Source organism: Epilithonimonas sp. JDS (genome assembly GCF_021261315.1).
Lineage (GTDB): Bacteria > Bacteroidota > Bacteroidia > Flavobacteriales > Weeksellaceae > Epilithonimonas.
Genome location: NZ_JAJSAX010000001.1, coordinates 714,690 through 737,889, shown reverse-complemented (window position 1 = coordinate 737,889; position 23,200 = coordinate 714,690). Strand labels below are relative to the sequence as shown.

The 23,200-nt window shown below is 36.1% G+C and carries 22 protein-coding genes; 8 read left to right on the top strand and 14 right to left on the bottom strand.

Annotated elements, in window-relative coordinates:
- Positions 1-264: 264 nt before the first annotated feature.
- Positions 265-672 (bottom strand): hypothetical protein, encoded by a 408-nt coding sequence (locus tag LUD75_RS03435; RefSeq protein WP_232704297.1) that lies wholly within the window; start codon positions 670-672, stop codon positions 265-267.
- A gap of 525 nt (positions 673-1,197) precedes the next feature.
- Between LUD75_RS03435 and LUD75_RS03430 the strand changes: the two genes are divergently transcribed.
- Positions 1,198-1,971: a hypothetical protein gene (locus LUD75_RS03430; protein WP_232704296.1), complete on the top strand. Its 774-nt coding sequence runs from the start codon at positions 1,198-1,200 to the stop codon at positions 1,969-1,971.
- Positions 1,972-1,987: 16 nt separating this feature from the next.
- Here LUD75_RS03430 and LUD75_RS03425 read toward each other — a convergent pair whose 3' ends face one another.
- The 8 genes from LUD75_RS03425 to LUD75_RS03390 form a co-directional block, all read right to left on the bottom strand.
- Complete coding sequence (locus tag LUD75_RS03425) at positions 1,988-2,275, bottom strand: hypothetical protein (protein WP_232704295.1); 288 nt, start codon at positions 2,273-2,275, stop codon at positions 1,988-1,990.
- Between the two features lie 2 nt (positions 2,276-2,277).
- A complete protein-coding gene (locus LUD75_RS03420) occupies positions 2,278-3,600 on the bottom strand; it encodes a hypothetical protein (RefSeq protein WP_232704294.1) in 1,323 nt (440 codons plus the stop codon).
- A 53-nt stretch (positions 3,601-3,653) separates the two neighbouring features.
- Entirely contained in the window at positions 3,654-3,869 is a 216-nt protein-coding gene (locus tag LUD75_RS03415; RefSeq protein WP_232704293.1) for a hypothetical protein, read from the bottom strand.
- Positions 3,869-4,153 carry a helix-turn-helix domain-containing protein gene (locus LUD75_RS03410; RefSeq protein WP_232704292.1) on the bottom strand — a complete coding sequence of 95 codons (285 nt, stop codon included), beginning with the start codon at positions 4,151-4,153 and terminating at the stop codon, positions 3,869-3,871. The genes LUD75_RS03415 and LUD75_RS03410 overlap by 1 nt, the downstream gene beginning before the upstream one ends.
- A 406-nt stretch (positions 4,154-4,559) precedes the next feature.
- Positions 4,560-5,012, bottom strand: coding sequence for a hypothetical protein (locus LUD75_RS03405; RefSeq protein WP_232704291.1), 453 nt, complete (start codon positions 5,010-5,012; stop codon positions 4,560-4,562).
- A 35-nt stretch (positions 5,013-5,047) separates the two neighbouring features.
- Entirely contained in the window at positions 5,048-5,398 is a 351-nt protein-coding gene (locus LUD75_RS03400) for a hypothetical protein (RefSeq protein WP_232704290.1), read from the bottom strand.
- Between the two features lie 167 nt (positions 5,399-5,565).
- Complete coding sequence (locus LUD75_RS03395; RefSeq protein WP_232704289.1) at positions 5,566-6,633, bottom strand: Fic family protein; 1,068 nt, start codon at positions 6,631-6,633, stop codon at positions 5,566-5,568.
- Positions 6,634-7,932 (bottom strand): tyrosine-type recombinase/integrase, encoded by a 1,299-nt coding sequence (locus LUD75_RS03390; RefSeq protein WP_232704288.1) that lies wholly within the window; start codon positions 7,930-7,932, stop codon positions 6,634-6,636. It abuts the gene before it with no gap.
- A gap of 394 nt (positions 7,933-8,326) precedes the next feature.
- Here LUD75_RS03390 and LUD75_RS03385 point away from each other — a divergent pair, with 394 nt between their 5' ends.
- Together LUD75_RS03385 and LUD75_RS03380 are read left to right on the top strand one after the other, a co-directional pair.
- The gene (locus tag LUD75_RS03385; protein ID WP_232704287.1) at positions 8,327-8,971 is read left to right on the top strand and encodes a serine protease; all 645 of its coding nucleotides are present in this window, start codon (positions 8,327-8,329) and stop codon (positions 8,969-8,971) included.
- Between the two features lie 409 nt (positions 8,972-9,380).
- Positions 9,381-9,590 carry a hypothetical protein gene (locus tag LUD75_RS03380; RefSeq protein WP_232704286.1) on the top strand — a complete coding sequence of 70 codons (210 nt, stop codon included), beginning with the start codon at positions 9,381-9,383 and terminating at the stop codon, positions 9,588-9,590.
- A 328-nt stretch (positions 9,591-9,918) separates the two neighbouring features.
- Here LUD75_RS03380 and LUD75_RS03375 read toward each other — a convergent pair whose 3' ends face one another.
- Genes LUD75_RS03375 through LUD75_RS03365 form a run of 3 tightly spaced genes read right to left on the bottom strand, consistent with a single transcriptional unit; the run spans position 9,919 to position 13,374 of the window.
- On the bottom strand, positions 9,919-10,326 hold the full coding sequence (locus tag LUD75_RS03375) for a hypothetical protein (protein WP_232704285.1): 408 nt from the start codon (positions 10,324-10,326) through the stop codon (positions 9,919-9,921).
- Positions 10,327-10,338: 12 nt separating this feature from the next.
- The gene (locus LUD75_RS03370; RefSeq protein ID WP_232704284.1) at positions 10,339-12,888 is read right to left on the bottom strand and encodes a collagen-like protein; all 2,550 of its coding nucleotides are present in this window, start codon (positions 12,886-12,888) and stop codon (positions 10,339-10,341) included.
- A 6-nt stretch (positions 12,889-12,894) separates the two neighbouring features.
- Complete coding sequence (locus tag LUD75_RS03365) at positions 12,895-13,374, bottom strand: T9SS type A sorting domain-containing protein (protein ID WP_232704283.1); 480 nt, start codon at positions 13,372-13,374, stop codon at positions 12,895-12,897.
- Between the two features lie 111 nt (positions 13,375-13,485).
- On the opposite strand from LUD75_RS03365, the gene LUD75_RS03360 reads away from it, so the two are divergent.
- The 5 genes from LUD75_RS03360 (at position 13,486) to LUD75_RS03340 (ending at position 20,368) form a co-directional block, all read left to right on the top strand.
- On the top strand, positions 13,486-14,208 hold the full coding sequence (locus LUD75_RS03360; RefSeq protein ID WP_232704282.1) for a LytTR family DNA-binding domain-containing protein: 723 nt from the start codon (positions 13,486-13,488) through the stop codon (positions 14,206-14,208).
- Positions 14,205-16,292 (top strand): HAMP domain-containing sensor histidine kinase, encoded by a 2,088-nt coding sequence (locus LUD75_RS03355; RefSeq protein ID WP_232704281.1) that lies wholly within the window; start codon positions 14,205-14,207, stop codon positions 16,290-16,292. Before LUD75_RS03360 ends, LUD75_RS03355 begins: the two co-directional genes overlap by 4 nt.
- Positions 16,293-16,349: 57 nt before the next feature.
- Entirely contained in the window at positions 16,350-18,350 is a 2,001-nt protein-coding gene (locus tag LUD75_RS03350) for a tetratricopeptide repeat-containing sensor histidine kinase (protein ID WP_232704280.1), read from the top strand.
- Positions 18,351-18,496: 146 nt separating this feature from the next.
- On the top strand, positions 18,497-18,901 hold the full coding sequence (locus LUD75_RS03345) for a hypothetical protein (protein ID WP_232704279.1): 405 nt from the start codon (positions 18,497-18,499) through the stop codon (positions 18,899-18,901).
- Positions 18,902-19,030: 129 nt separating this feature from the next.
- The gene (locus LUD75_RS03340) at positions 19,031-20,368 is read left to right on the top strand and encodes a Mur ligase family protein (RefSeq protein ID WP_232704278.1); all 1,338 of its coding nucleotides are present in this window, start codon (positions 19,031-19,033) and stop codon (positions 20,366-20,368) included.
- Between the two features lie 192 nt (positions 20,369-20,560).
- Here LUD75_RS03340 and LUD75_RS03335 read toward each other — a convergent pair whose 3' ends face one another.
- The gene (locus tag LUD75_RS03335; protein ID WP_232704277.1) at positions 20,561-21,007 is read right to left on the bottom strand and encodes a thiol:disulfide interchange protein; all 447 of its coding nucleotides are present in this window, start codon (positions 21,005-21,007) and stop codon (positions 20,561-20,563) included.
- 32 nt (positions 21,008-21,039) lie between these two features.
- Entirely contained in the window at positions 21,040-23,064 is a 2,025-nt protein-coding gene (locus tag LUD75_RS03330; RefSeq protein ID WP_317207305.1) for a TonB-dependent receptor, read from the bottom strand.
- Positions 23,065-23,200 lie beyond the last annotated feature (136 nt).

Sequence of the window (23,200 nt, the reverse complement as noted above, 5' to 3'; positions counted from 1 at the left end):
ATTTTATTACTTTTATTGAACTCTGAAAATGCCGAAATAGATCTCTAAATATAATTTGGAATACACTTAGTGAGTTTCAACTAGTTCAAAAGCTTAATAATATTAAACAATTGTTTGATTTTTTATTAAATAGAGATGATTAAGAATTATATAAAAAGAACTATTCTATTATATTTAGAGATGAATTTCGTTGTAATATTTGTTGTTTAGCGTATTCTATTATAATTGTGTTTAGTTTGTATATCAGTGTTATAGAAGATTTTTTTATTTTGTATACAAATTTTTAAAAACAACTGTGTTCAGTATTTGTTTCGCTAGTATATCTGAAGATTGTCTCAGAGACTTATCACTATCTGTAAAATTAAAAGTAATAATTATTGTCTTAGTTTTGTATAAAATCTGATAAATAATCATGTAACTCTTTATAACATATCCTGCTCTTTCAGAATCCCCGTAAAAAGAAGAAATTGATGTTTGTAAGCCTTCTATTTTCGTTGATGAACAAACAGGCTCGGAAGTATTTTCCATTCCCTGATTAAAATCGTATGATTTACAATTGTCTTTATTTGGCAGAGTGCTGAATATAATATTTTGAGTTTCAATAGCCCCTAATTCTTTAAATGATTTTTTAACATTTTCTGGAGCATTCTCTAAAATATCATTGATTGACAATGTAGAGTAGATGTTGAGGTTTTCATTTTTTGCATTAAATAAAATGTGAGGTCTTTTTGCTGTAGAAATTTCCCACCCTAATGGATAGTAAATGTCTAAATTGATTCCTTGAGAATTTCCAAGAGTTTGTACTGACCTTAACTAAATTGTTACTTTTCTGCGAATATGTAAGTATGCTAACAAATATTGCGGTTAAATAGAGATATTTCATAGTAATTAGTTTTCTCAAATCTACAAAAATCTTAGTAAGAGATAAGAAGTTTAGATAGGAATAAATTACAGTCTAAAAAATGGCAAAATCTGTGTGGTTTTTTTGATACCCAACTTCTTGTTTTTGCAAAAATGTTTTGGAATTTCAAACTCGATTTGTTAGACCGTCAAGTGCGAGCAATCTAATCTTACCTTTCTTTATCATTTTTCCTGTACTTTCTTGCACTTTCAAAAGGGGATTGTGATTTTAAGTAAGATGACGAAAAGGGGTGTTGAATATTATCTTTATAGCATAACAAGTAGAATAAATTAATAATGCCAGTAGCAGTAGCAATGCCATTAATAGGAATGGCAGTATCAACCGGAATGAGTGGGTTACAAATGGCTAAGGCCAACAAAGAAAAAAAAACAATAAGGAATGACATTAATAGCTTCAAACGCCAAGACCTTGTGAATCCAGCTAACGGCTTGCAAGTTTCTACATTAGGCGCAGACAGACAACGTGAGGATATTGCCAGAACAATGGCGACTTACGGAAATCTTGCAGCAATGGGAGGAAGCCGTTCGATTGCAGGATTATTGCCAAGTCTTATGACTCAGCAGAATACTCAGGAAGCGCAAATAGCTTCTAGTCTCGATGAACAACAAAAGCAGATTGACCAAATGAGAGCCAATGGACAATTAAAGATTCAGGATATGCAGGAACAAAGAGAGAATGCAGATTTAGCCGGATTAGGAACTCAGCTTGATTTGGCTAATGCAGAATTTGCAAATGCCAAAAATCAAATGATTGGAGGGATTGTAAGTGGAGTTGCCAATGTAGCTTCTGCAGGATTTGAATCTATGCAAAACGGTAACGGCTTCTTCGGTGGTGGAGACAATCCTTTTAAGGATGCACAGATTACAGGTCAAGTTTTACCAGGTGCGGATGTGACGAAGATTAACGGAGTGTTGGGAGGTCAAAAACTGCCAAACTCAGTCTCGGTTTTCCCACAACAAAAGGATGTAAATGTTTTCAAAAACTCTTTTTATAAATCGCCATTTTGGGCTATGGGTCTAGGTGGTAACTATTTTGGAGGATTGAAATAATATTTAATTGATAGAATTATTGTTTACATTGTAAGTGCGAAAGTATGTAATCTATTTCAACCGGTGGAAAGGTTTGTATTATTGCCAAGGCATCATTAGAAATTTTTCTTTGCTGTTCCTGAATCTTTTTGACAGTAAAATTCAAGTCATCCAGTTTTACAACATAGCCCAATTCTATTGCCTGCGGTGTTGGGAATCCGTAGTCATCTAAGATTTTTTCTTGTTGCAGTTTTTCTATCAATTCAGTTTCTGACAGTCCAAGTTCGTCTGCTATCTTTTTTGTGGAGTAGGTGTTCTGTTTCATTTTTAATATTGAAAATTAAATTGTGCCTGAGCTGGATGATAATTTCGTTCCTGCATCAGTCGTTGGCATAATGCCTTATTGTCGTGAGTATGTCTGATGTTACTTTCTATTCTTACGATTTGTTCCTCCAAAGTTTTGCTTGTAAATTCTATTGGCATAAATCTGTCCCTTATTTGATAGAATCTTCTTCTGTTATTTTGATAAAGGTGTCTCAATCCTTCACGTTGCATAGATATATCCAATCCGGTTACTGTGCAGAAAAAATAAGGAGAGTTTACAACATCAAGAGAAATGTGATAATACTTGTTTTGTTGTGAGTTCCCATAAATAGTAGTATTCGCAGTTTTTCTGTCTGTCGTTTTTCCTTTGTGTAAAGTCGCCCTGTTTTTTTTGGTAGTCGCCGGATTGTTTTGTGTTTTTATGGCTTCTAATATAGCGTTGGTGATAATGTTTTTTGTGTCATAACTCTTAGGTAGTTCATTCCATTTTGATTTAGCTGACGTAAGTTTCTTACCATTTATGTTTTCCCAATATTTCGGAGTCGTCATTTGGTAGAAATGTTTCTGCATCGGAACAGATTTTAATTTCTTTTTGTCAATTTCTTTTGGGTTAAAGACAAATACCTTTTCCAGGTTTTTCTTTAGAAAATTGATTGAGCATTCCAGAGCGTTGTCTCTGTATAGGTCTGCAAGTGTGTCAAAACCTATTTCCTTGACTTTTCCGGAACGTTCTGTTTTTATCTCAGTTCTCATAACCTCATCATCACAATAACCGTTATCCGCATTGCTAATTCCGTTGTGGTCTCTTTGTGCGGATTTTATGTAATGTTTAAAGGTTTGGTAAGGACTTCTTGAGTTATTGTATGTGTTCTTTCTATATCCCGAGTCAGCAAACTTATAATGCGTGTAATTCTTATGTGTTTTGAATAAGGCTGTCTGAAACATAAGGAAAGACTTGAAAACAATATCCAATGGTAATTCACATTTGTAGTTTACACCAATCTCCAATCTGGTAATTTTAAACTTCGAAAAATCATTTCTATCAATTTTAATATTAGCCAATGTGCTGATGATGTTATCCTGCGCTTCTTGCAATGCTAATGGGGTAGCATTATGAATATTTTCATTTACCTGCTTATGAGGGCTGAATGTTACATACAAACATTCTCTATTATTCTGCTTTTGAAAGGCTATCGTAATTCCTTTATTTTGATATTCCTTTAAATAGGGTAAATCTTTAGTTACTCTGTATTCATTTTTTATGCTGTCATAAACCGTGTTGATTATCTCTTGTTCATAGGTTCTTACTTTTAATAAATCAAACATTATTCTTATATTTGTGTTATTGTAATGGTTGCCACTGTTACATATTTGAACAATTAGGAAGCTTTCAAGGCTTCCTTTTTTAGTTCGTCAATGTATGATTCTATGGCTTCTGTTAATGCGTCATTTCCATCATTTAAAACAGTCTGTAAAAGTTTGTACTCATACAGGGATATTTCTTGAAGAGAAATGTTAATGTTGTCTTTCAGTGTGTCTTGCTTCGTGAAATACTTCTCCAGAATTTCGTCAAGTAATAGTGATGCAGAATCCATTAACTCAACTTATTTTGGTTAATAATCTGCTCCACTTCATTGCGTTTGAAGTATACACGATTGCCAACGCCGTAGCTGGGCATCTTGCCTTCTTTGCGCCAACGATGTAAACTGCTCAAGTCAATTTTAAGAAGTTCACAGACTTCGGAGCGTGTGAGATATTCCGTTGGTTGGATGGGTTGGAATTGTTTGGCAAGGCTTGGCGTAAGTTTCGGAATGAGAGAGTTTTCTAATGCTGTGATTAAATCTGTCGGGTTTGTTCCGATGAACTGGATGTTAGTCATTTTATATTTGTTTTGCTTGTTATGAGTTCTAATAAGACAAATGTAGTATCGTCACTGCGCTTATACATTTTTGCTTACTGCTCAACAAATATCAATAGGTTGCACCCTGTGTTTTTCCCATAACTTTTCCCATTTTTCCCAAAAGGGTATAAAAAAACCACCTGGATTAGGTGGCTTTATATGCAGTATTAAGATTAGTCTTTGTGGAATTGTTTTAAAAATTTATCGGATTCTTCATTGTGTTTATTGGTTATAATATATTTTGATTCATTACCACTGTCATTTCTGTTATTTATGTATCCATCAATAGACCTCTTGTCGTAATTTAGAATTGTTGAGATTAGGATTTTTTTTTCACCATCGTTTAATTTTTTCACAAATGGTAATTCATCAAACCCTATTTTTTCTAATACCAATAGCCTCTCCGGAGCGGATAAACGGGTTTCTTTAATTGTTTTGGTTTTATTTCATCAATCTTAGTTATGGTCATATCGTGATGTACTTCATAACGATTGAGTTCAATTATTAAAAGGGTAGTGAGATTTATGATATCCATAAACCCATTATCGTCTTTATCTTTAAAAATATTCGGGTTCTCAACCAAAGAAGATAATACCTTGGTTTGCAGAGAGCCGTAAAAACCGATTAACAACTTACAAAATTTATCAAACTTTAAGTCTCCATATTTTTTGTTTATCGTATAGAAATGATATAGATGTAGAACAAACAAATCAGTACTTAGTGGGATAGCAATTCCACTGACTTCTATTGATTTATCATTTAATATTTGTATTTCTTCAAACTCTGATAGGGCTTGACTTACAAGTTCTATTGGTATTTTGTTTATTTTATCTTCCATTTGAAAAGGATTATTTTTAAAAGTCCTTCTTGATGTCAAAAAAGAATCTTATCATTCAGGAAATTTGTAATCACGAGTTCTTCTTTCTTTGAGAATGGAATCGATGCGCCTGCAGGGTTTAGAATCTGCAATAGATTGGTTGTGGAACCTGAAATGGAAAATCCATACTTTTCATCCTTTTCCGTGTAACACAAATCGACTTCACAACTGACTTTGAATGAAATCTCTCCACCTTTGTTGATGATTCCTTCTCCGGAAGCTTTTGTTTTGTTGATTGCGGAAACTTGCATTATGAATGCTTCGTAAGGCAGATTGTCGATGTAGCTGGAATAATCTGTTTTGCTTCTTGTTTTTTTGTTGGTTGTTTGAATTTGTTCTGTTTCCATAATTATAATTTTTAGCTGGTTAATTTTCTGATATTGTCTTAACACATTGTAATCTTCATTGATACAAAATGTCTTTTTTCTTAACACGTCGTCGTCGTCGTGTTAAAATTTTGCTGTTTTCTTAACACGTTGTTATTTTTGTGTTAGAGTTTTGATATTTTCTTAACCTATACATTTGCGAGGGCATCTATCAAACTCGGATTGATATAATAGTTAGATTTTCCCACTTTAATCTTTTGCAGAACACCTAAGTTTACAACCTCATCCAAATAATTAGACGCTGTTTGCCGGGATACATTGAGGTCGTTTTGCAAAAAATCTATCTTGGTGTAAGGGTTTTTGAAAAGATTATTAATGAGGTCTTGGCTGTATATCTTTGGCAATTCTGCACGCAATTTGGTTTTGGTGTCCTGCATCAGGTTTTTAATATTAGTTACCAAATTAATGGTTTGCTGTGCGGTAACTTCTACGCCTTTCAATAAATATAAAATCATACCTTCCCAATCATCATTTTCCCGTACGTTTTGCAAAACAGTGTAGTATTGGGTTTTGTTTTGTGTAATATATCGGCTAAGATACAATACGGGTAAATCCAAAAGTCCTTGCAATACCAAATACAAAATATTGATAATCCTGCCTGTTCTGCCATTACCATCATAAAATGGGTGGATGCTCTCGAACTGATAGTGTATGATTGCCATTTTCACCAACGGGTCTAGGTCGGAAAACTCATCATCATTAATGAATTTTTCAAGATTTGCCATTAGGTTCAAAACTTCGGTGCTGTCTTGCGGTGGGATATAAACGGTCTGTCCAAGATTATTGACTAATTTAGTGCCTGCCTGGGTTCGGAATCCTGCGTTGTTATGTTCTAAAGTACTTTGTATCTCAATAATATGTTTGTTGAGTAGTAGCTTTTCTTTCCTTACGGTTGCAAATCCTAATCTTAAACTCTGTGCATAACTGTAAACTTCTTTTGTAGCTGGGTTTTTGCTCTCAATAAAAATATTCTCTTTATAAAGTTCGTCGTGAGTCGTTACTATATTCTCTATTTCGCTACTGTCTTTTGCTTCCTGTAATGTGAGCGTGTTTATCAGAATGTTTTCGTTTGGAATTGTCTTAACTGTGCCTTTCAGCTCTGCCAAATAACGGTGTGATTTTGATAATTGTTTTAGGATTGCAGGCGTTTCTATTTCCTTTTTAGGTGGTAGATATGGTAAGTTGAAGTTTTGCATCTATGATATTTTTATTTTTTGGTTTGATAGTTTTTTGAAAGTCTTTGCGGTCTGCATTGCCCAATCGTCTGCGGTTCGTCCTATGTAGTTCAGAAACATATTTTCTGTTTTATGTCCTGTGATACTCATAAGTTGAGGTGTGGTAAATTCTTTGTTTCCGTAGAAATTGGTAGCAAACGAACGTCTGCAAACGTGGGAACTTACCAAATTATATTTTTCCGTTTCTTCAATTTCGTTTTTCTTTTTGTCCTCGTTGTACACTTTGCCCTTTATCATTTCGTCAATCCCTGCGAGTTCGCAAACCTTTTTGATGTGGCGGTTAAACAGTACTGCATTAGAATCAAAATTAACAGCAAGTATTGGCGGAAAATCTCCGTTGTACTTCTGCAAAAGGGTTTCCACCTCATCGTGGATTGGTATCACTACTTTTTCCCCTGTTTTCTGCTGTTTAATCTCAATGAATCGGAATGTGTCTCCCTCACTGTCGGTTTTGGTGTAAATCATCCGTTTGTTCATCCTCAAAAGGTCAGAAACTCTCTGCCCAAGATAGCATCCAAGTACCAACCAATCTCGGGCAATGTTCCAATCTGTATTGAGTGTTGTAACGTCTTTTATTTTCTCAATCTCATCAAACGATAAAAATACTTTGTACTCTGTGTTGGTCGTTCCTGTACTGAATCCTCTAATCGAATAATGGATAGATTTTCCATTTTGTTCAGCATCAAATAAAACAGTTTTCAGATTTTTAATAAATCTTACGGCTGTGGTTTCCATCAGGCTGCACTCTGCAATCAGAAAGTTTTTGAAGTCAATCAGGATTTTGGAACTTACATCCTGCAATAGAAAGGTTTTCTTTTTCTTCTTTTGATAAGATTGGAAACGGTCTTTCAGATTGTTGTACTTTTTTAAAGTGGATTCTGTGTAGGATGCGGTACTGCGTTTGAAATCTGTGAAGTTTTGCAGATAATTGAGGAAAACAGAATCATCTTCTTTGACTTCGATGCGGTTGTAGAATTTATCAATCTTTTGAGCTAACCAATCTTTTGAGAAAATAACGCCTTTGGAATAATCGAAATTGTATTCTTTCAAAACAAAGGTTTCCAACTCGTTCAGCTCTGTGTAAAGAATTTTGAACTCTGGTTGCGTTTGGATAGGTCGGGATGTTTTTACGCTCCAGTATTTCGGATTGATGATTTTCCCTGTTTTGATTTGGAAAACATTATCTCTGTCTATTGAAAAACGGATATAGATTTGAGCGTTCTCGGTTTTGTGTAAAACCCGAAATTTAACGGTTGCCATATTTGAAATTTTTGAACAATCAAATATACAAAATCCGTTGGAATTAATTCCAACCAAATTCCAACCGTTCTGAAATTTAGTAAAACGCTATGCAATTACATACTATTGTTAAGTCCCATTAATAAAGAGTTTGGAGCGTATTTTTAAGTTTTACGAAAATGCTAGAAAACTCATTTGTCGGGTACGCTAGGCACCTTACTGATTAACCCTAATACATTTATTTATAATGTTTTAGGGTTTTTTGTTGCTTGTGTCTCCCGATATTTTCCCGATAATTTTAGAATTGAAAAATGTCATAGTAAAAGTTCGTCGATAATTTTATTAGTTTTTCTATCTTTATCAAATGACTATACGAATTCAATCGCTTAGATCCCTTTTTATCCAAATGAAAATGATGGGAAATAATATTTCCACAGGAACAGGGTTTGTGGTTAATACCGCAAAAGGTCCTGCTTTAATTACTAATAGACATAATGTTACCGGAAAAAACAATGTAACGGGTGATTATTTGTCACAGCAATGCTATATTCCTGATGAAATTATTATAAGACATAATCAAACTACGATAGGAAATTGGGTTGATAAAAGTGAGATAATTCTTGAAGATTATAATCCTAAATGGATTGAGCATCCAACCCTAGGTGAAAGAGCTGATTTTGTTGCAAAATTACTTTCTAATTTATCTGATGATGTGAAAATCTATCCATACGATATAACAACCAATCAATTCCAGATGGATTATCTCCCCTCAGACATTGTCAGTGTTATCGGATTTCCTTTCGGTCGGAACGCTGGTGGATCTTTAGCAATATGGACTTCAGGATTTATAGCGTCAGAACCTGATATCGATTATGATGGGTTACCACAATTTTTAATAGACTGTAGAAGTAGAAAGGGGCAATCTGGCTCACCTGTAATTGCATATAGGTCAATGGGATTTAATCTTCACGCAGGAAATTGGACAGGTCTTCTCACTGGTCCAACAGAAAAATTTCTTGGGATTTATAGTGGAAGGATTAGTCCCGAATCAGATATTTGAATTGTGTGGAAGGCTTCGGCTATAAAAGAATTAATTGATTCAATAGTCTAATTCTTAAAACTCCCTAGCAGTCGGATCTTTTATGGCCTCGGAAAACTCCCGTTGATATTTTTATTTTTACGGAGTCGGAAAATTATTTGATCGTATCAAAAATTTTTCGTTTGGGATTTTACGCAAGATAAATTCTTAAAGTGATGAATGCGAAGGGCACTGTATCAAGAAACAATGAAGTATCTTTATGTCATTAGTTTTTGATCCAAATTTATTTTATTCTACTGAAATAAGAATCTTTTAAAATTTAAAAAAGTGCTATACAAACTATTGTCGGACACTTTTTGTATTTCTATTAAGCAAAAAAAGGAAAGTACATAGTCAATATTACATTTGGAGTAACAAAACTGTGTCAAAAATGAAAAAGTTTATTTTAATGTTATTAACAACCGTATTATTTCCAGAGTTATTTTCTTGGCAAAAACTCGTTCTTGATTTAGTACTAATTTTTATTGGGAAAATGTTATGTAAGGATTTTGTACTCTACTTCAATGAACATGAAGCGAAAACAATGATTATGAAAAAAATTCATGGGAGTGGTTTGAAGTGTTGCGGTTACGAAGAATAAAATCTTTCTTCTAACCTCGCAGGATGTATGCGTTAGTTGATTGCTATAATTTCTACGCTTTTTATGAAATAGTTCAACTTTAGGAAATTTAAGCTTGCTTTGCTTCTTTCGCATTGATAGATTTAAAAATCGACGTTTTATACGAATTTAGCTTAATTCAAATAAAATAGGGAGACCAACAAAGCGTCCCCCTACTTACTTCTTAAAAAACTATATATAACAGTGAATGGTAATTTTTTAGTAACAATTATGTTGCCAAAGATTTCAATAATAAAAAATCAGAGCAAAAAATTCTGCTCTGATTCCATTCTAGTTTTAAAATTTATAATTAGTTCTTAGGAATTGTTTTTTTTATTTCTTCCAAAGTCGCGGTGTTAGGCAATCCTTTTACAGAATTTGTTGCTTTTGGACCTGCATTCCGTACAACTTTACGGTTTGGAATACTTGTCAGGACTTCTTCAAAACTTGCCGTATTTGCTAATAGTTTTCTGGAATTTCCGCTGGATTTTGGCTGCTCGGAACTTTGTTTTTTCTGCTCTATTCCTTGTTCGGACGCCAGTTTGGAAGTTTTGGCTTCATCTTTTTTGTCGGCCTGCTGTTTCATCATTTTGGCTTCAAAGGCTTTAGACTCTTTGATGGCCTTGATGTCATCCTGTTTTTCGGCGGTTTTATTTTCCTGAGCGTGTAATGAAACGACGCCTGCCAATAGGAATATTGTAATATATAATGTTTTCATTTTGTTTGATTTTTATTTGATGCTTACTAATACTTTGATTTTTCCGATGCCTTCCTGATTGTAATCCTGCAAAGCTTTTCCCAGGACCTGTCCTATCTGTACTTTTTTAGGATCGCCTTTCATTGCAACACCGGATTTGGATGATGTCACCAGCAGATCGCCACGTTTGATGTTTCCACCTTCCAGACAAACTTTGGTCGGAATCACACCGATAACGCCCATTGGAACTTTGCCAATCAATTCAGAATCGATGTTTTCTTCAGTCAGCAAAACGCCTGGTTTAGTAGCATAAACGCCGGCTACCAGAGTAGAGTAGGGTTCCGAAGATTTTTCGATGGTTCTGTCTGTATTGGTAGAAATAACGAGGATGTCGCCAGGCTCATAGTCAGAGAAAGCGCCTTCTACATCGAATGCTTCGGCAACGTCGGCACCACTATTCTGAGTTCCACCGTTGAAGAAACCGCGACCGGTTTTATTGATCCTAGCTACATTTGCACTTGCACTTTGAAAAACGGCAAGATTCCCTGAAGCTCCGGTATGGTTCACAAAAATTCCTGTTCCGGTTCCCGCGTTGGTGACAGATACTACTGCCTGAGAATTTGCTGTATTAAAGTTTCTGAAATAAGCAGCTCTACCAGTCCCAAAGTTTGGAACCCAACCGTAAATTGCACTTCCAGTTCCATCGACCGATACTTCTACACCATTTCCAGAGCCTCCTGCATTTGCAGTGATTCCGTTTCCGTTACCTTCAGTGATTGCAAGTACAGCCGGGCCGTTTCCGGAGGCGTTTGATGAATAGAAAAGTCCACCATAGCCACCAGTTCCGGAGGATAAACCGTAGACGCCTGCTGTTCCGAAATTAGCAAAAATAGAATTGACTTCACCCTTTACCGCAGCAGAAGTCCCAGTGGTTCTATCCACTTTGAAATTTCCGGCGATACCATTTCCAATTGTACTGACGGTAATTACATCACTGGTGTTATCCTCATTGAAATGTTGGAATCTTCCCGCACGTCCTGTTGAGAAAGTAGGTGTCCAGGCATAAATGGCATTTCCATCTCCATCGACATTTGTTTCAATACCATTGGCAGAGTTGGCAGCATTGGCCGTAATAGCATTTCCGTTCCCATCAGAAATTGCAACTAAAGCACGACTGTTCCCGGTTGGATTGGACGCATGAAAAAGCCCTCCAAAACCGCCTGTTCCGGATGCAACACCAAATAATCCAGCTGCTCCAAAATTTCCGAAAATAGTTTTCACTTCTCCTCTTACACCTGCACTTACGCTGTTCGTGTTAGTTGAAAGAAAAGATGAAACATTTCCTTCTGTGTTATCCGGGATATTTCCCGAGCCGTTAGATTCCACTTCAAGAGTGTTACTCTCATTAGCTGTGTTCAAGTTTTCAAAACGCCCTGCACGGCCTTTACCTGAGCTTAGGCCAACCTGACCAAATACACCTACGCTCGTTCCTGTTGTATTACCTGAAACAAAACCTCGTACACCATAACCACCGCCATCATTTCGTCCCACAACTGCGCCTGCAATATCACTTGTAGTTCTTCCCACAATAGCTTCTCCTGCGCCATTATTATCTCCGACGATTCCGGCAGAAGTCTGCTGACTGGTAATTCCGTGTACTGCAAAACCGTTTCCGGTGCTACTCAGTACACCAACTCCGGAACCTGATGATGAAACATTTACAACGGTTCCGTTTCCTGACGTGGAAGCATTTAGGACGTTGTTGTTATTTGCATTGTTGAAATTGGTCATACTTGCTGCAATGCCATTGGTGCTGGTAGCTGTAAGTCCTGTTCCGTTATTACTGTTTGCATAGACGCCGGTTCCGGATCCTGATGAGTTTCCATAAACACCCAAGCCAGTTGGCGTAACGCCGTAAACACCCCAGCCGCTTCCGGCCTGCGATCCCCAGACACCAATTCCCAATCCGCCGGTTCCGTTATTAATCCCGCGGACTGCAGACGAAAATCCTCCCGGAGCTATATTTGTTACCGTTCCCCGTACAGCTGCGATACTCGATGTGATGGCGTTGTTGATACCTTCGACTGAAGTTCCGTCGCCATCATTAGTCAAAGAGAAAAGCGTGGAAGCATTGTTGGTTGTTGCAGTGTAAGGTAATGTCAAACTGCCGCCGCCTCCGCCACCGGATGATTTAGCATACAAAGCATAAGGAACGCTCAGTAATTGACTTGTTCCTGCGATGGTGTAGTTTGTTCCGCCTGCCGGATCGGTTTCGGTTTTTAGAAAATAGCTGTTGGTTCCCCAATTGATGGTGTTGAACGTTCCGCTTAGCACTGTTCCAGATCCAATTTCCAGACTCACCAGTCCGTTGGCATTGGTTGTTCCTGTCACTCTTTCGGAATAAACAGCAGCACCGGCGGCAGATCCCTGCAATACGCTGATCCGCATTGCAACATTCTGATTGGTTAACAGTTGTCCGGTTGCATTTCTGACAATGGCCTGGTAGCTCATTTTTTCAGGAGCCTGAGCAGAAACCATATAAGTTCCAAGTGCCAAAGCTGCAATTAATACAATTTTTTTCATGAGATTTTATTTTTTAATGATTTTGAAAGTTTTAATGTTTTTGTTGTCCTGGAATATCTGGATGATATAAACTGAAGACGGAAACCGCGTCATATCCAATTCTGTTTTTTTCTGAGTGAGATTTCCGGTTTTGATAAGCTTTCCTTGAGGATCAAATAGTGAATATCTGGAATTATGGAAATTTTCTTTTCCAAAGTCAACATTCAGAAAATCTCTCACCGGATTTGGGTACAGGAGAATATTTTTTTCCATAATGGATTCATCATCTACGTCCAGCGTAGTAATTTCGTAAGGTTGCTGCACGCCTTCTGTCACTTCCAGATTTGCTCCTTTTTGAGAATAGGCAACTTGTCCGACACTGTACGCAACACTTCCGGCTGCGCCTGCTGCTGTAGTTCCTGTGGCAAGAACTGCTGTCTGAGCCTTCATCAGGCCAAGCGGGACGATCATTATCGTCAGGAATTTCATTAATAGTATTTTATTCATTTCAATAAGTTTTAAAAATTTTATCGAAATTATAGAGAATTGTATCCTATGAAAAGTTCTAATAGACGAACAACATTTTAAATAGACCAATGACTTTTTTTCTTAAATTTGATGAAACACAAGATAATTATGGAAAGACTCAATTGTATTATCATTGATGACAACGAGATCGACAGGCTAACCGTTTTGTCCTTTGCGAAGAAGTTTCCTAATCTTAATATCCTTGGGACTTTTTCTGATTCTAGAGATGCATTGAAAGCCATAGAAAGCAGCGCCGTCGATGTTTTATTTCTTGATATCGATATGGCAGAATTGACCGGCGTCGAGCTCAGGAAAAAAGTAAAACACGTTCCTGCCTGCATTTTTATCACTTCCCATCCGGAATATGCGGTTGAAAGTTTTGAACTGGAAACCTTAGATTTCATTGTAAAACCGCTGAAATTTGACCGCTTCGAAAAAACAATGACGAGAATTATCCATTTTTTCGAAATGAAAAATAAAGCCAATCTTTTCGAGTCCAGCATTGGCGGCGATGTGATTTACATCAAAGAAGGTCACGATCAGATTAAATTAAAACTTCACGAAATCCTATATCTGGAAGCTCTCAAGGATTACACTTTGGTGGTGACTTCGCAAAAAAGACATTGTGTACTGTCAAGCATTGGACATCTTTTGAAAGAAGGCAGCTTCCGGTCTTTCATCCGCATTCACAGGAGTTTTGCGGTGCAGAAACAGTTTATTAATAAAATAAATACCCACGAGATTGTTCTGCACAATGATCTCGCAATCCCGATTGGCAGAAGCTTTAAAGAAAATTTGAAATTGCTTTTATGAAGAAAATTTTATTTTTTTTCATTTTGAATCTATTCGCTTTTTCATTTTCACAGAAACAGCCGGATCTATCGCGGTTCAAAAACATTAATGACAAATTAAAAGCTTGGGACGAATACTGTACAGATTTGCATATCAATGAAAAATATAAAATTCTAATCAACAAAGCGGAATATGGAATCCAATTGGCGAAAAATAATCCAAAATATCTCGCCAGATTTTATTTCTACAAAGGTTATGGTTATGAATACACCGATAATCAATATGAGAAAGCCACAATATATTTCGAAAAATCTTTAAAATTAGCACAACAGGCAAAAGATCTTAAACAGGAAACCAGTTCGCTGATGAGGTTGAACTATATGTATTACTCCATTAAGGAACATCAAAAGGCGAAAAACTTAATTAAATACATCAAAAAAGTCGTTGACACCGTAAAAGATGATGACATCAAAGCGACAATGCTGGGCAGTTTGGGAGAATATTACCTTGATCGTTCGGAATTTGAAAACTTCATTAATTATAAACTGAAAGCGATTGACTATCTTAAACTTGATAAGAAAGCTGATTCATTGAAAATCAATAATATCGGTGTTTCATATCTTCAGATTGCTGATGCGTACAACGATATGAAGCAATACGAAAAAACCATCGAATATTGCAATTATGCAGTTCCATATCTCAACAAATCTGACGGTGTTGCTTTTTTATATAACTCATATATAGAAGCTTACGCTCATTTGGGAAATATAGATTTGGCGAAGAAATATTATCTTAAATTGTATGATATTGCCATCCATAATCCAATACTTTTCCTGAATATAAGCTACGGAAACCGAAATATGGCGGAGTTTTATCTCAATAAAAATCGGTTGGAACTGGCTGATGATTATGCGGACAAAGCATTACATTTTGCAGTAAAATCTAATGATGAAGAAATCGAGATGGAAGCCAACGTCATCAAAGGAAAAGTCCTTCTAGCTCAGGAAAAATACAAACCCGCAATTGACAGATTGAATCAGGCTTTGAAGTTTGCTTATGTTTACGACAAACGCTCTTTTGCTGATGTCAACAAAAAATTATCTGAAGCTTATGCAGCACTAAATGATTGGAAAAAAGCTTACGAATATCATAATGCTTATACTCAGACGAATGATTCACTATTTATAGAATCAGGGAAACAAACGCTTGCAAATACCGAAGCAAAATATCAGAATAAAACCAAGCAGCAGGAAATAAAATCGCTTTCTGCCGAAAATACAATCCATGAACTAAGTATCAAAAATGCTAAAAAGCAGAGAATTTACCTGATTTCGGGATTGATCGCCATCGCAATTATCGGAGGTTTGCTGTACAATCAAAGCCGGAACAGAAAGAGAATCAATAAAAAATTATCTTTCCTAAATTCTGAACTCGAAAAAGCCAATAAAACCAAAATGCAGTTCTTTGGAATCTTAAACCACGATTTGCGAAGTCCCGTTGTTTCACTCATTCATTTTCTTGATCTTCAAAAAAATTCGCCGGAATTGATTGATAATGAAACTAAAATCAGACTGGAAAAACAAACCTCAGATTCAGCCGAGCAGCTTTTAACACAAATGGAAGATCTACTGTTGTGGAGCAAAGGACAAATGGAAAATTTTGAACCGCATAAACAGTTTTATTATATTAATGAAATCTTCAATGAAATCGAAAAAGAATTTGTCTGGGCTTCAAATGTCGATATTGAATTTGAAATTCCTACGAACCTGAAAATTTTCACGGACAAAGAATATCTCAAAACGATTATAAGAAATCTAATGAGTAATGCGGTGAAAGTTTTGCAGAATGCTTCTGATCCAAAGATTTTGTGCAAGGTTTGGGATCAGAGCGATTTTCAGTATATTTTAATAAAAGACAATGGCGGCGGAACCAATATTGAAGAATTCAGAGCTTTATATGATGACAAAATAAGTATCGGAACCACCAAAGGATTAGGAATGCATGTGATCCGCGATCTTTGCAAAGCGATTGATTGTAAAATCGAAGTCGATTCTGACAAAGAAATTGGTGAAACAACTATTACTTTAAGCATCAGGAAAGCGTAAAGTAATTTTGTTTTGGTATGAGTTGTAAAATTGTATCTTAGTGGTAAATAACAGATTATGATTTTAAGATTTGTAATATTCTGTACATTTTTGCCAATTTCTATTTTATCACAAGAGTTTTCCAAACTTGATTTTTATCGAACCGAGTCAAGGAAAAATAATACCGACAAAAAACAATTTGAGCTACAACAGAAACTAATCGATATCTACCGAATCTACAATCCGGACAGCTGTTATTTTTACACTCAAAAAAACCTTCAACTCATCAAAAAAAAAAATTGGCAAGCCGAAAAAGGAAAAACACTTTTAGGATTAGTCAATTATTTCGTGGAAAAGAACAAGATTTCAGAAGGCTTGAAAATCAACAAGACATCTTTCCTACTTAATCAAAAAAATAACTATAATCTTGCCGACAATTATTATCTATTTGGAAGACTGTTTCATCAAAAAGGTGAGCATAAAGATGCTGTTAATAATTATTTGAAAGCCGTTGATTTTGGTAATAAAAGCAATAATCTTTGGACTGTTTCTGCCGCCTACAGAAGTCTGGCTTTCATTTATCTTGATGAGTCCAACAAAGAGAAATCATATGAAAATATAAATGAAGCACTGAAAACTGCAGAAAAATCAAACTCAAAAGAAGCTTTAGGTTTTTGTTATGGAGTTTTGGCAGAAATAGAGAGAAGTTTTGGAAAAGTGAAAGAAGCAGCGAACCATTTTAAAACTTCCTATGAATATTTTAAGGCGACTCAAAATGATTACGGTCAGGCTTGGCTGTACACCAATTGGTCGTTATTGGATATTGCTAAATTGATGGAAAGTTACGAGATGCAATTAAAAGCTCAGGAAATATGGAACAAGATCTCGCCCAATCATTATATGTCCGTTGTCAATCATTATAATATGGCTTATTCGTACATGGATTTTTATAAATATTATGATAAATATAAAGATCAGTTGACATACGAAAAATCTGAACTTTTGCCAAAAGCGCAGGAAGAGTTTGAAATCAGTAAGAATGTTGCCGAGGAAAATAACAATATGCAATGGGTAATGTTCAGTTACGCAGGAATGGCTGAGTTAAGTAAAACTAGAAAAGATATTGATTCCTATTCAAAAAATCTTACTCAATATTATGCTACCAGAGATTCCATTTATTCTCAGAAAAGAAAAAATGAGATTGCGAAGATTGAAAGCCAGAAAGTCGTCAATCAAAAAAATAAAGAAATTGCACTTAACAAAATCATCATTAAAAATAAGGAGCAAGAGAAAATTTATTATCTGCTTGGCCTCGCAGCACTTTTTGTCATCGGGATTCTATTGTTTTTCCTCTATCGACAATTAAAGAAAAATAGCAGCAGACTTCAAAGTCTCAATCAGGAATTAGAAAAAGCTAACAAAAACAAAATGAGGTTTTTCGGGATTCTAAATCACGATCTCAGAAGTCCGGTGGTTTCGCTTATTCATTTTCTTAATTTACAAAAAGACGCACCAGAATTGATGGATGATGAAACCAAGATCCGACTGGAAAAACAAACCTCAGATTCGGCTGATCAGCTTTTAACACAAATGGAAGATCTGCTTCTCTGGAGCAAAGGGCAAATGGAAAACTTCGAACCGAATAAACAGTTTTATGGTGCAGATGAGGTCTTTGATGAAGTTAAAAAAGAATTTGTCTGGGTTTCAAATATTCACCTTGAATTCGAAATTCCTACAAACCTTAAAATTTTTACGGACAAAGAATACCTGAAAACAATCCTTAGAAATTTGATAAATAATGCCGTCAAAGTTTTGCAAAATGTCAATCGGCCTCACATCGTCTGCAAAGTTTGGGAGCAGGGCGATTTTCATTACATTCTAATTAAGGATAATGGCGGCGGAACCAATATCGAAAAGTTCCGGGCTTTGTATGATGACAAGATGAGCATCGGAACTACCAAAGGTTTGGGAATGCACGTGATCCGCGATCTTTGCAAAGCAATTGATTGCAAAATTGAGGTAGATACAAATGTAGAAGTTGGCGAGACAAGAATTATGCTATGCATAAAAAAGGTCTGATTTAATTTCATTTTTGATAATTTCCCTTTTTTCTGTTCAATTGTTAAAGTTTGCTTTTTTAGGAGCAAAGGAGAATTGTTTAGCTTTTTGGCAACGATTTTGTTAAGTAGATAATTACCTATATATAATCACTAACATTTTCGCGTATGGAAGCCACAGAACTTAGACTCAACAATTTGGTCATCTATGAAGATGAGATCGTACCAGTAATCGGGATGGAAAACAAAAACAATGATCTTTTTGTAAAAATCGACTCTTTTACCACGGTAGATCAAAGAAAGTTAAAACCAATTGCGCTGACAGCAGAATGGTTTTCGAAATTGGGATTCAAGGAAGTTTACCGCTCTTCTACACGAGTAAGATTCGACCTTCCGAATTTCTGCAGATATGATTTTGACCTTAGCTCAAACAAAATTCTTGAAGGATTTTTGTTCTTTGGAAATTACATCAAATGCACGCATCTTCATCAATTACAGAACATCTATTTCACGCTCACGGGCGAGGAATTGAAAGTGGAGCACAATCCTAAGAGAAAAGAGATTGTAGCTTAAAAAATAAAAAACCTGATTTGCAAAAACGAATCAGGTTTTTTTATATTTGAATTCAATGAAAGGAAAAATCTAAGTTCTGGCTTCTAACTTCACACATCTTTCCTTACTTTTGTCTAAAATTATTCAGAATTGAAAACCCATTTCATTGCTATTGGCGGTTCTGCGATGCACAATCTTGCCATTGCGCTCAAAGATAAAGGCTATCAGGTCACAGGCTCAGACGATGCTATTTTCGAACCTTCAAAATCCCGATTGGACAAAAAAGGAATTCTTCCCGAAGAATTGGGTTGGTTTCCCGAAAAACTGACTTCGGATATTGACGCCGTAATCCTAGGAATGCACGCCCACGCCGACAATCCTGAGCTCGCTAAAGCAAAAGAATTAGGTTTGAAGATTTATTCGTATCCGGAATTTCTCTACGAACAATCCAAAGAAAAAACCAGAGTGGTCATCGGCGGTTCCCACGGGAAAACCACGATCACATCGATGATTCTGCACGTTCTCAATTTCCATCAGAAAGATATTGATTATATGGTCGGCGCCCAATTGGAAGGCTTCGATTGTATGGTGAAGATTACGGATGACAATGATTTTATGATTCTTGAAGGCGACGAATATCTGTCTTCTCCAATCGATTTGCGTTCCAAATTTTTATTATATCAACCTAATATCGCTTTGGTTTCCGGCATTGCTTGGGATCACATCAATGTTTTCAAAACCTTTGATGATTACATTGACCAATTCAGAAAATTTGTGGCTAGCATCACGCCTGGCGGTGTTTTGGTTTATAACGAAGAAGATGCGGAAGTGGTGAAAGTGGTGGAGTCGGCTGAAAATTATTTCCGAAAAATTCCTTACAAAACGCCAGATTACGAAATCGTAGACGGTATTGTCAATCTGAAAACCGATATGGGCGATATTCCATTGTCTGTTTTCGGAAAACACAATTTGCTGAATATGGAAGGCGCAAGATTCATCTGTTCTCAATTGGGTATTATGGAAGAAGAATTCTACGAAGCGATTATGAGTTTCAAAGGCGCATCAAAACGTCTTGAAATCGTCAAAAGAGCTGATGGCGGATTGCTTTACAAAGATTTCGCGCACGCACCAAGCAAAGTGAAAGCGACTGTTTCCGCATTTGCAGAACAATTTGCAAAAACTGAAACGTTTGGATTTTTAGAACTCCACACCTATTCAAGTCTCAATCCGGTTTTCCTTGAGCAATACGACCACGCAATGGATGGTTTGGACAACGCCGTCGTTTTCTACTCAGAAGACGCTTTGAAAATTAAAAGAATGGACCCGATTTCTCCAGATTTGATTAAGGAAAAATTCAAAAATGAAAACCTGAAAGTCTTTACCAACGCAGAAGACCTTCACGCTTATTGGGAAACTTTGGACAAATCGAAAGGCGCTTTTGTGATGATGAGTTCCGGTAATTTCGGAAGCTTGGATTTGACGAAATAAATTTTATCAAATATAAATTATCAACCTTCTGGATTAATTTTTAGAAGGTTTTTTATTAATGACAAATCAGAAACCCAACAATGAAAGTCCCAAAGGGACGACCGATTTCCCAGCATAGGAATTTATTCCTATGCTAATAATGCGTTTGCGAATTCATTTGACGATTGATTTGCCAACGCGTTTGATGATTCATCAATTCAATTTCCCCATCAATAATTTCAAAGTCCCATTATCAACCAATCCCTCATTCCGAAAAAAAACTTTCCCATCTCTATTAATCAAAACCCAACTCGGATAAACAGGTTTTTTGTTTGATGAAATCTCAACTGCCAATTCGTGAATCCCAGAATTCCCGTTCGAAATGTAATTGTAATTTCCACCAAAGAATTTAATAGATTCCTTATGTTTTTCAGGATTGAAAATGATAAAATAAACATTCTCATCCATCAATTTTTTCAACTCCAAATCCTTCTCTATCTGATATTTTTGAATTTTACAAATCGAACACCAATCGGTTTTCATATAAATCAGAATAGGTTTCTCCAACTTTTCCGGTAAACTATCAAATCCATAATGCTTCAGTTCCTGCGAATTAAAAATCCCGGAAATTATTATTAATATGAAAGCTAATATTTTCATTAATCTAACTTCTAAAATCTAATTTCTAACATCTACCTAATTTGATAACGAATCCCCAAAAAAGTCCGAATTCCCTGCATCGGCGCATAGCCATAAGTCGTATCAAACGTATAACCATAAGGATTGCTCGCAACATCATCCACTTGATTATCAAACGGGTCAAACGGTCTTAGAATCGGATTTTTCGGCGTAAAGTTTAATAGATTTCTCACGCCTCCATAAATCTCAAAACCATTATCAAATTTCTTCGTCAACTGAATGTTCATCAACGTAAACCAAGGCGAATATTCCGGTCGGAAATCATCCGGAACAGTTGGCAATCGCATTGGTCCGTAAAATTGTCCCGTCAAATCCATCGAAAATTTATTTGCAAACTGATAACTCAAATTGTAAGTTCCGCTCCATTTCGGCGCGTGCAATTGCTGGATTCTGTCGCCTTCATTTTCCTGATAGACATCCATATAAGTCACTCCAAACATCAGCTGAATTGGCAAACTCCAATTAGTACTAATGTCTGCAGAAATTCCTCTGGAAATAGCGTGTCCAGCCAGATTATCATAAATTATTTTATCCCGCTCGGAATCAAAGTCACCCACAATTTTATTGTTGAAATAAGAGTAAAATCCGTTCACATCCACATTGATAAAATAATCTTTGATTGGAATTTTCATCAGATAACTCAGATTCGTGTTCAAAGATTTTTCCGGCTTCAAATCATCCGCAATAACCACTTCACGCGAGCCAGTCAACGCCGAATGGTCTTCTGTGAAAAGATTCACCACACGGAAACCGGTTCCAAAACTCAACCTCAGAGTATGGTAAGGATTCGGCTCAAATTTCCACGCAACTCTCGGCGAATGCACAGATTTGTGAATCTTGTGATAATCATATCTATAACCAAGAAGTAAAGTGTTTTTATCATTGATTTCCCATTCGTCTTCCAAATAAAGACCGTAAATCGGTGATTTCATCGGTTGATTTTCACCTTCTAGATTTGCTGTTCCAGGTGTGTTGTCATCGTAGAAAGTCGATTTCAAAGTGGTCCCACTTTTCAAAAGATGTTTGCCCAATTGCTTCTCCCAATTCATTTGCAAAAACAAAACTTTCTGAGTCGCCAAGTAAGAAGTGTTCCCGTAAAACGAATCCTGATGATGGTAATTGTAAGAATATTGAAGCAAAAATTTCTCCTTCAATGGCAACTGATAAATTCCAAAAAATTCAAAACGGTTGGTGTAAATGCTTTCGCCGTAAACATCATCCGAACCTCGATTTCGCTTTTGCCACTGCATTTCGCCACCAAATCTATCTTCATAAAAATATCTCAATGCAAAACTTGCCTGTCGATTTTCTTTTCTTTTAAAATTCCATTTGTTGAAAACTGAGATTCGGTTTTGCAAAGGCGTGTCGGTGAAATTATCTTTGTTTTGGTCAATTCTGTTCCCGAAATAGAAATAATTGAGACTCAGCAAACTGGAAAAATTCTTGTTGTCAAACACTTTCTTCGCAACATCAAAATTGATTTCACCTTGATTTCCTGTCATCACATCGGTTGCAAAATCCGGCGCTTGCAAAGCATTTTTTGTAATGATATTAATAACGCCACCCATCGCTTCCGAACCGTAGATGGACGACGCTGGACCTTTCGTCACCTCGATTCTATCAATCAAACTATTCGGAATTCCGCTGAGTCCATAAACTGTGGAAAGCGAACTGACGATGGGCATTCCATCAATCAAAATCATCGTATAAGCGCCTTCCAAACCATTGATGTGAATGTCGCCAGTATTACAGACCGCACAATTCAGCTGAGGTTTCACGCCGTTGACCATCGCAATCGCTTCAAACATACTAACGGTCGGATTCTTTCTGAAAAATTGTTGTGAGTAAACATCTGTCGAAATCGGACTGTTCAATTTCTTTACAGAAAACTGGGTGATGGTCACTTCATCAATACTTTTAGAACTGTCAATAGTATCAGGTTTAGGAACATTTGCAGAATCTATCTGGGCATTAATAAAAACAGAAAGTAATGTAAATATGGCAATAATTAATTTCATAAAACAATAATGTTAGACAAAACTAACAATTTTATTAGAAATAAAAAATTTGCTTTCAATTTAATTTCCGGACACAAAAAAAACTCATCAAAAAGATGATGAGTTTAATATTACTTGTCTAAAATCTAGATTCTAA

Coding starts and splice junctions, on each gene's coding strand:
- LUD75_RS03430 (WP_232704296.1), top strand. CDS start 1,198: ATGCCAGTAGCAGTAGCAATGCCATTAATAGGAATGGCAGTATCAACC.
- LUD75_RS03425 (WP_232704295.1), bottom strand. CDS start 2,275: ATGAAACAGAACACCTACTCCACAAAAAAGATAGCAGACGAACTTGGA.
- LUD75_RS03420 (WP_232704294.1), bottom strand. CDS start 3,600: ATGTTTGATTTATTAAAAGTAAGAACCTATGAACAAGAGATAATCAAC.
- LUD75_RS03415 (WP_232704293.1), bottom strand. CDS start 3,869: ATGGATTCTGCATCACTATTACTTGACGAAATTCTGGAGAAGTATTTC.
- LUD75_RS03410 (WP_232704292.1), bottom strand. CDS start 4,153: ATGACTAACATCCAGTTCATCGGAACAAACCCGACAGATTTAATCACA.
- LUD75_RS03405 (WP_232704291.1), bottom strand. CDS start 5,012: ATGGAAGATAAAATAAACAAAATACCAATAGAACTTGTAAGTCAAGCC.
- LUD75_RS03400 (WP_232704290.1), bottom strand. CDS start 5,398: ATGGAAACAGAACAAATTCAAACAACCAACAAAAAAACAAGAAGCAAA.
- LUD75_RS03395 (WP_232704289.1), bottom strand. CDS start 6,633: ATGCAAAACTTCAACTTACCATATCTACCACCTAAAAAGGAAATAGAA.
- LUD75_RS03390 (WP_232704288.1), bottom strand. CDS start 7,932: ATGGCAACCGTTAAATTTCGGGTTTTACACAAAACCGAGAACGCTCAA.
- LUD75_RS03385 (WP_232704287.1), top strand. CDS start 8,327: ATGGGAAATAATATTTCCACAGGAACAGGGTTTGTGGTTAATACCGCA.
- LUD75_RS03380 (WP_232704286.1), top strand. CDS start 9,381: ATGAAAAAGTTTATTTTAATGTTATTAACAACCGTATTATTTCCAGAG.
- LUD75_RS03375 (WP_232704285.1), bottom strand. CDS start 10,326: ATGAAAACATTATATATTACAATATTCCTATTGGCAGGCGTCGTTTCA.
- LUD75_RS03370 (WP_232704284.1), bottom strand. CDS start 12,888: ATGAAAAAAATTGTATTAATTGCAGCTTTGGCACTTGGAACTTATATG.
- LUD75_RS03365 (WP_232704283.1), bottom strand. CDS start 13,374: ATGAATAAAATACTATTAATGAAATTCCTGACGATAATGATCGTCCCG.
- LUD75_RS03360 (WP_232704282.1), top strand. CDS start 13,486: ATGAAACACAAGATAATTATGGAAAGACTCAATTGTATTATCATTGAT.
- LUD75_RS03355 (WP_232704281.1), top strand. CDS start 14,205: ATGAAGAAAATTTTATTTTTTTTCATTTTGAATCTATTCGCTTTTTCA.
- LUD75_RS03350 (WP_232704280.1), top strand. CDS start 16,350: ATGATTTTAAGATTTGTAATATTCTGTACATTTTTGCCAATTTCTATT.
- LUD75_RS03345 (WP_232704279.1), top strand. CDS start 18,497: ATGGAAGCCACAGAACTTAGACTCAACAATTTGGTCATCTATGAAGAT.
- LUD75_RS03335 (WP_232704277.1), bottom strand. CDS start 21,007: ATGAAAATATTAGCTTTCATATTAATAATAATTTCCGGGATTTTTAAT.
- LUD75_RS03330 (WP_317207305.1), bottom strand. CDS start 23,064: ATGAAATTAATTATTGCCATATTTACATTACTTTCTGTTTTTATTAAT.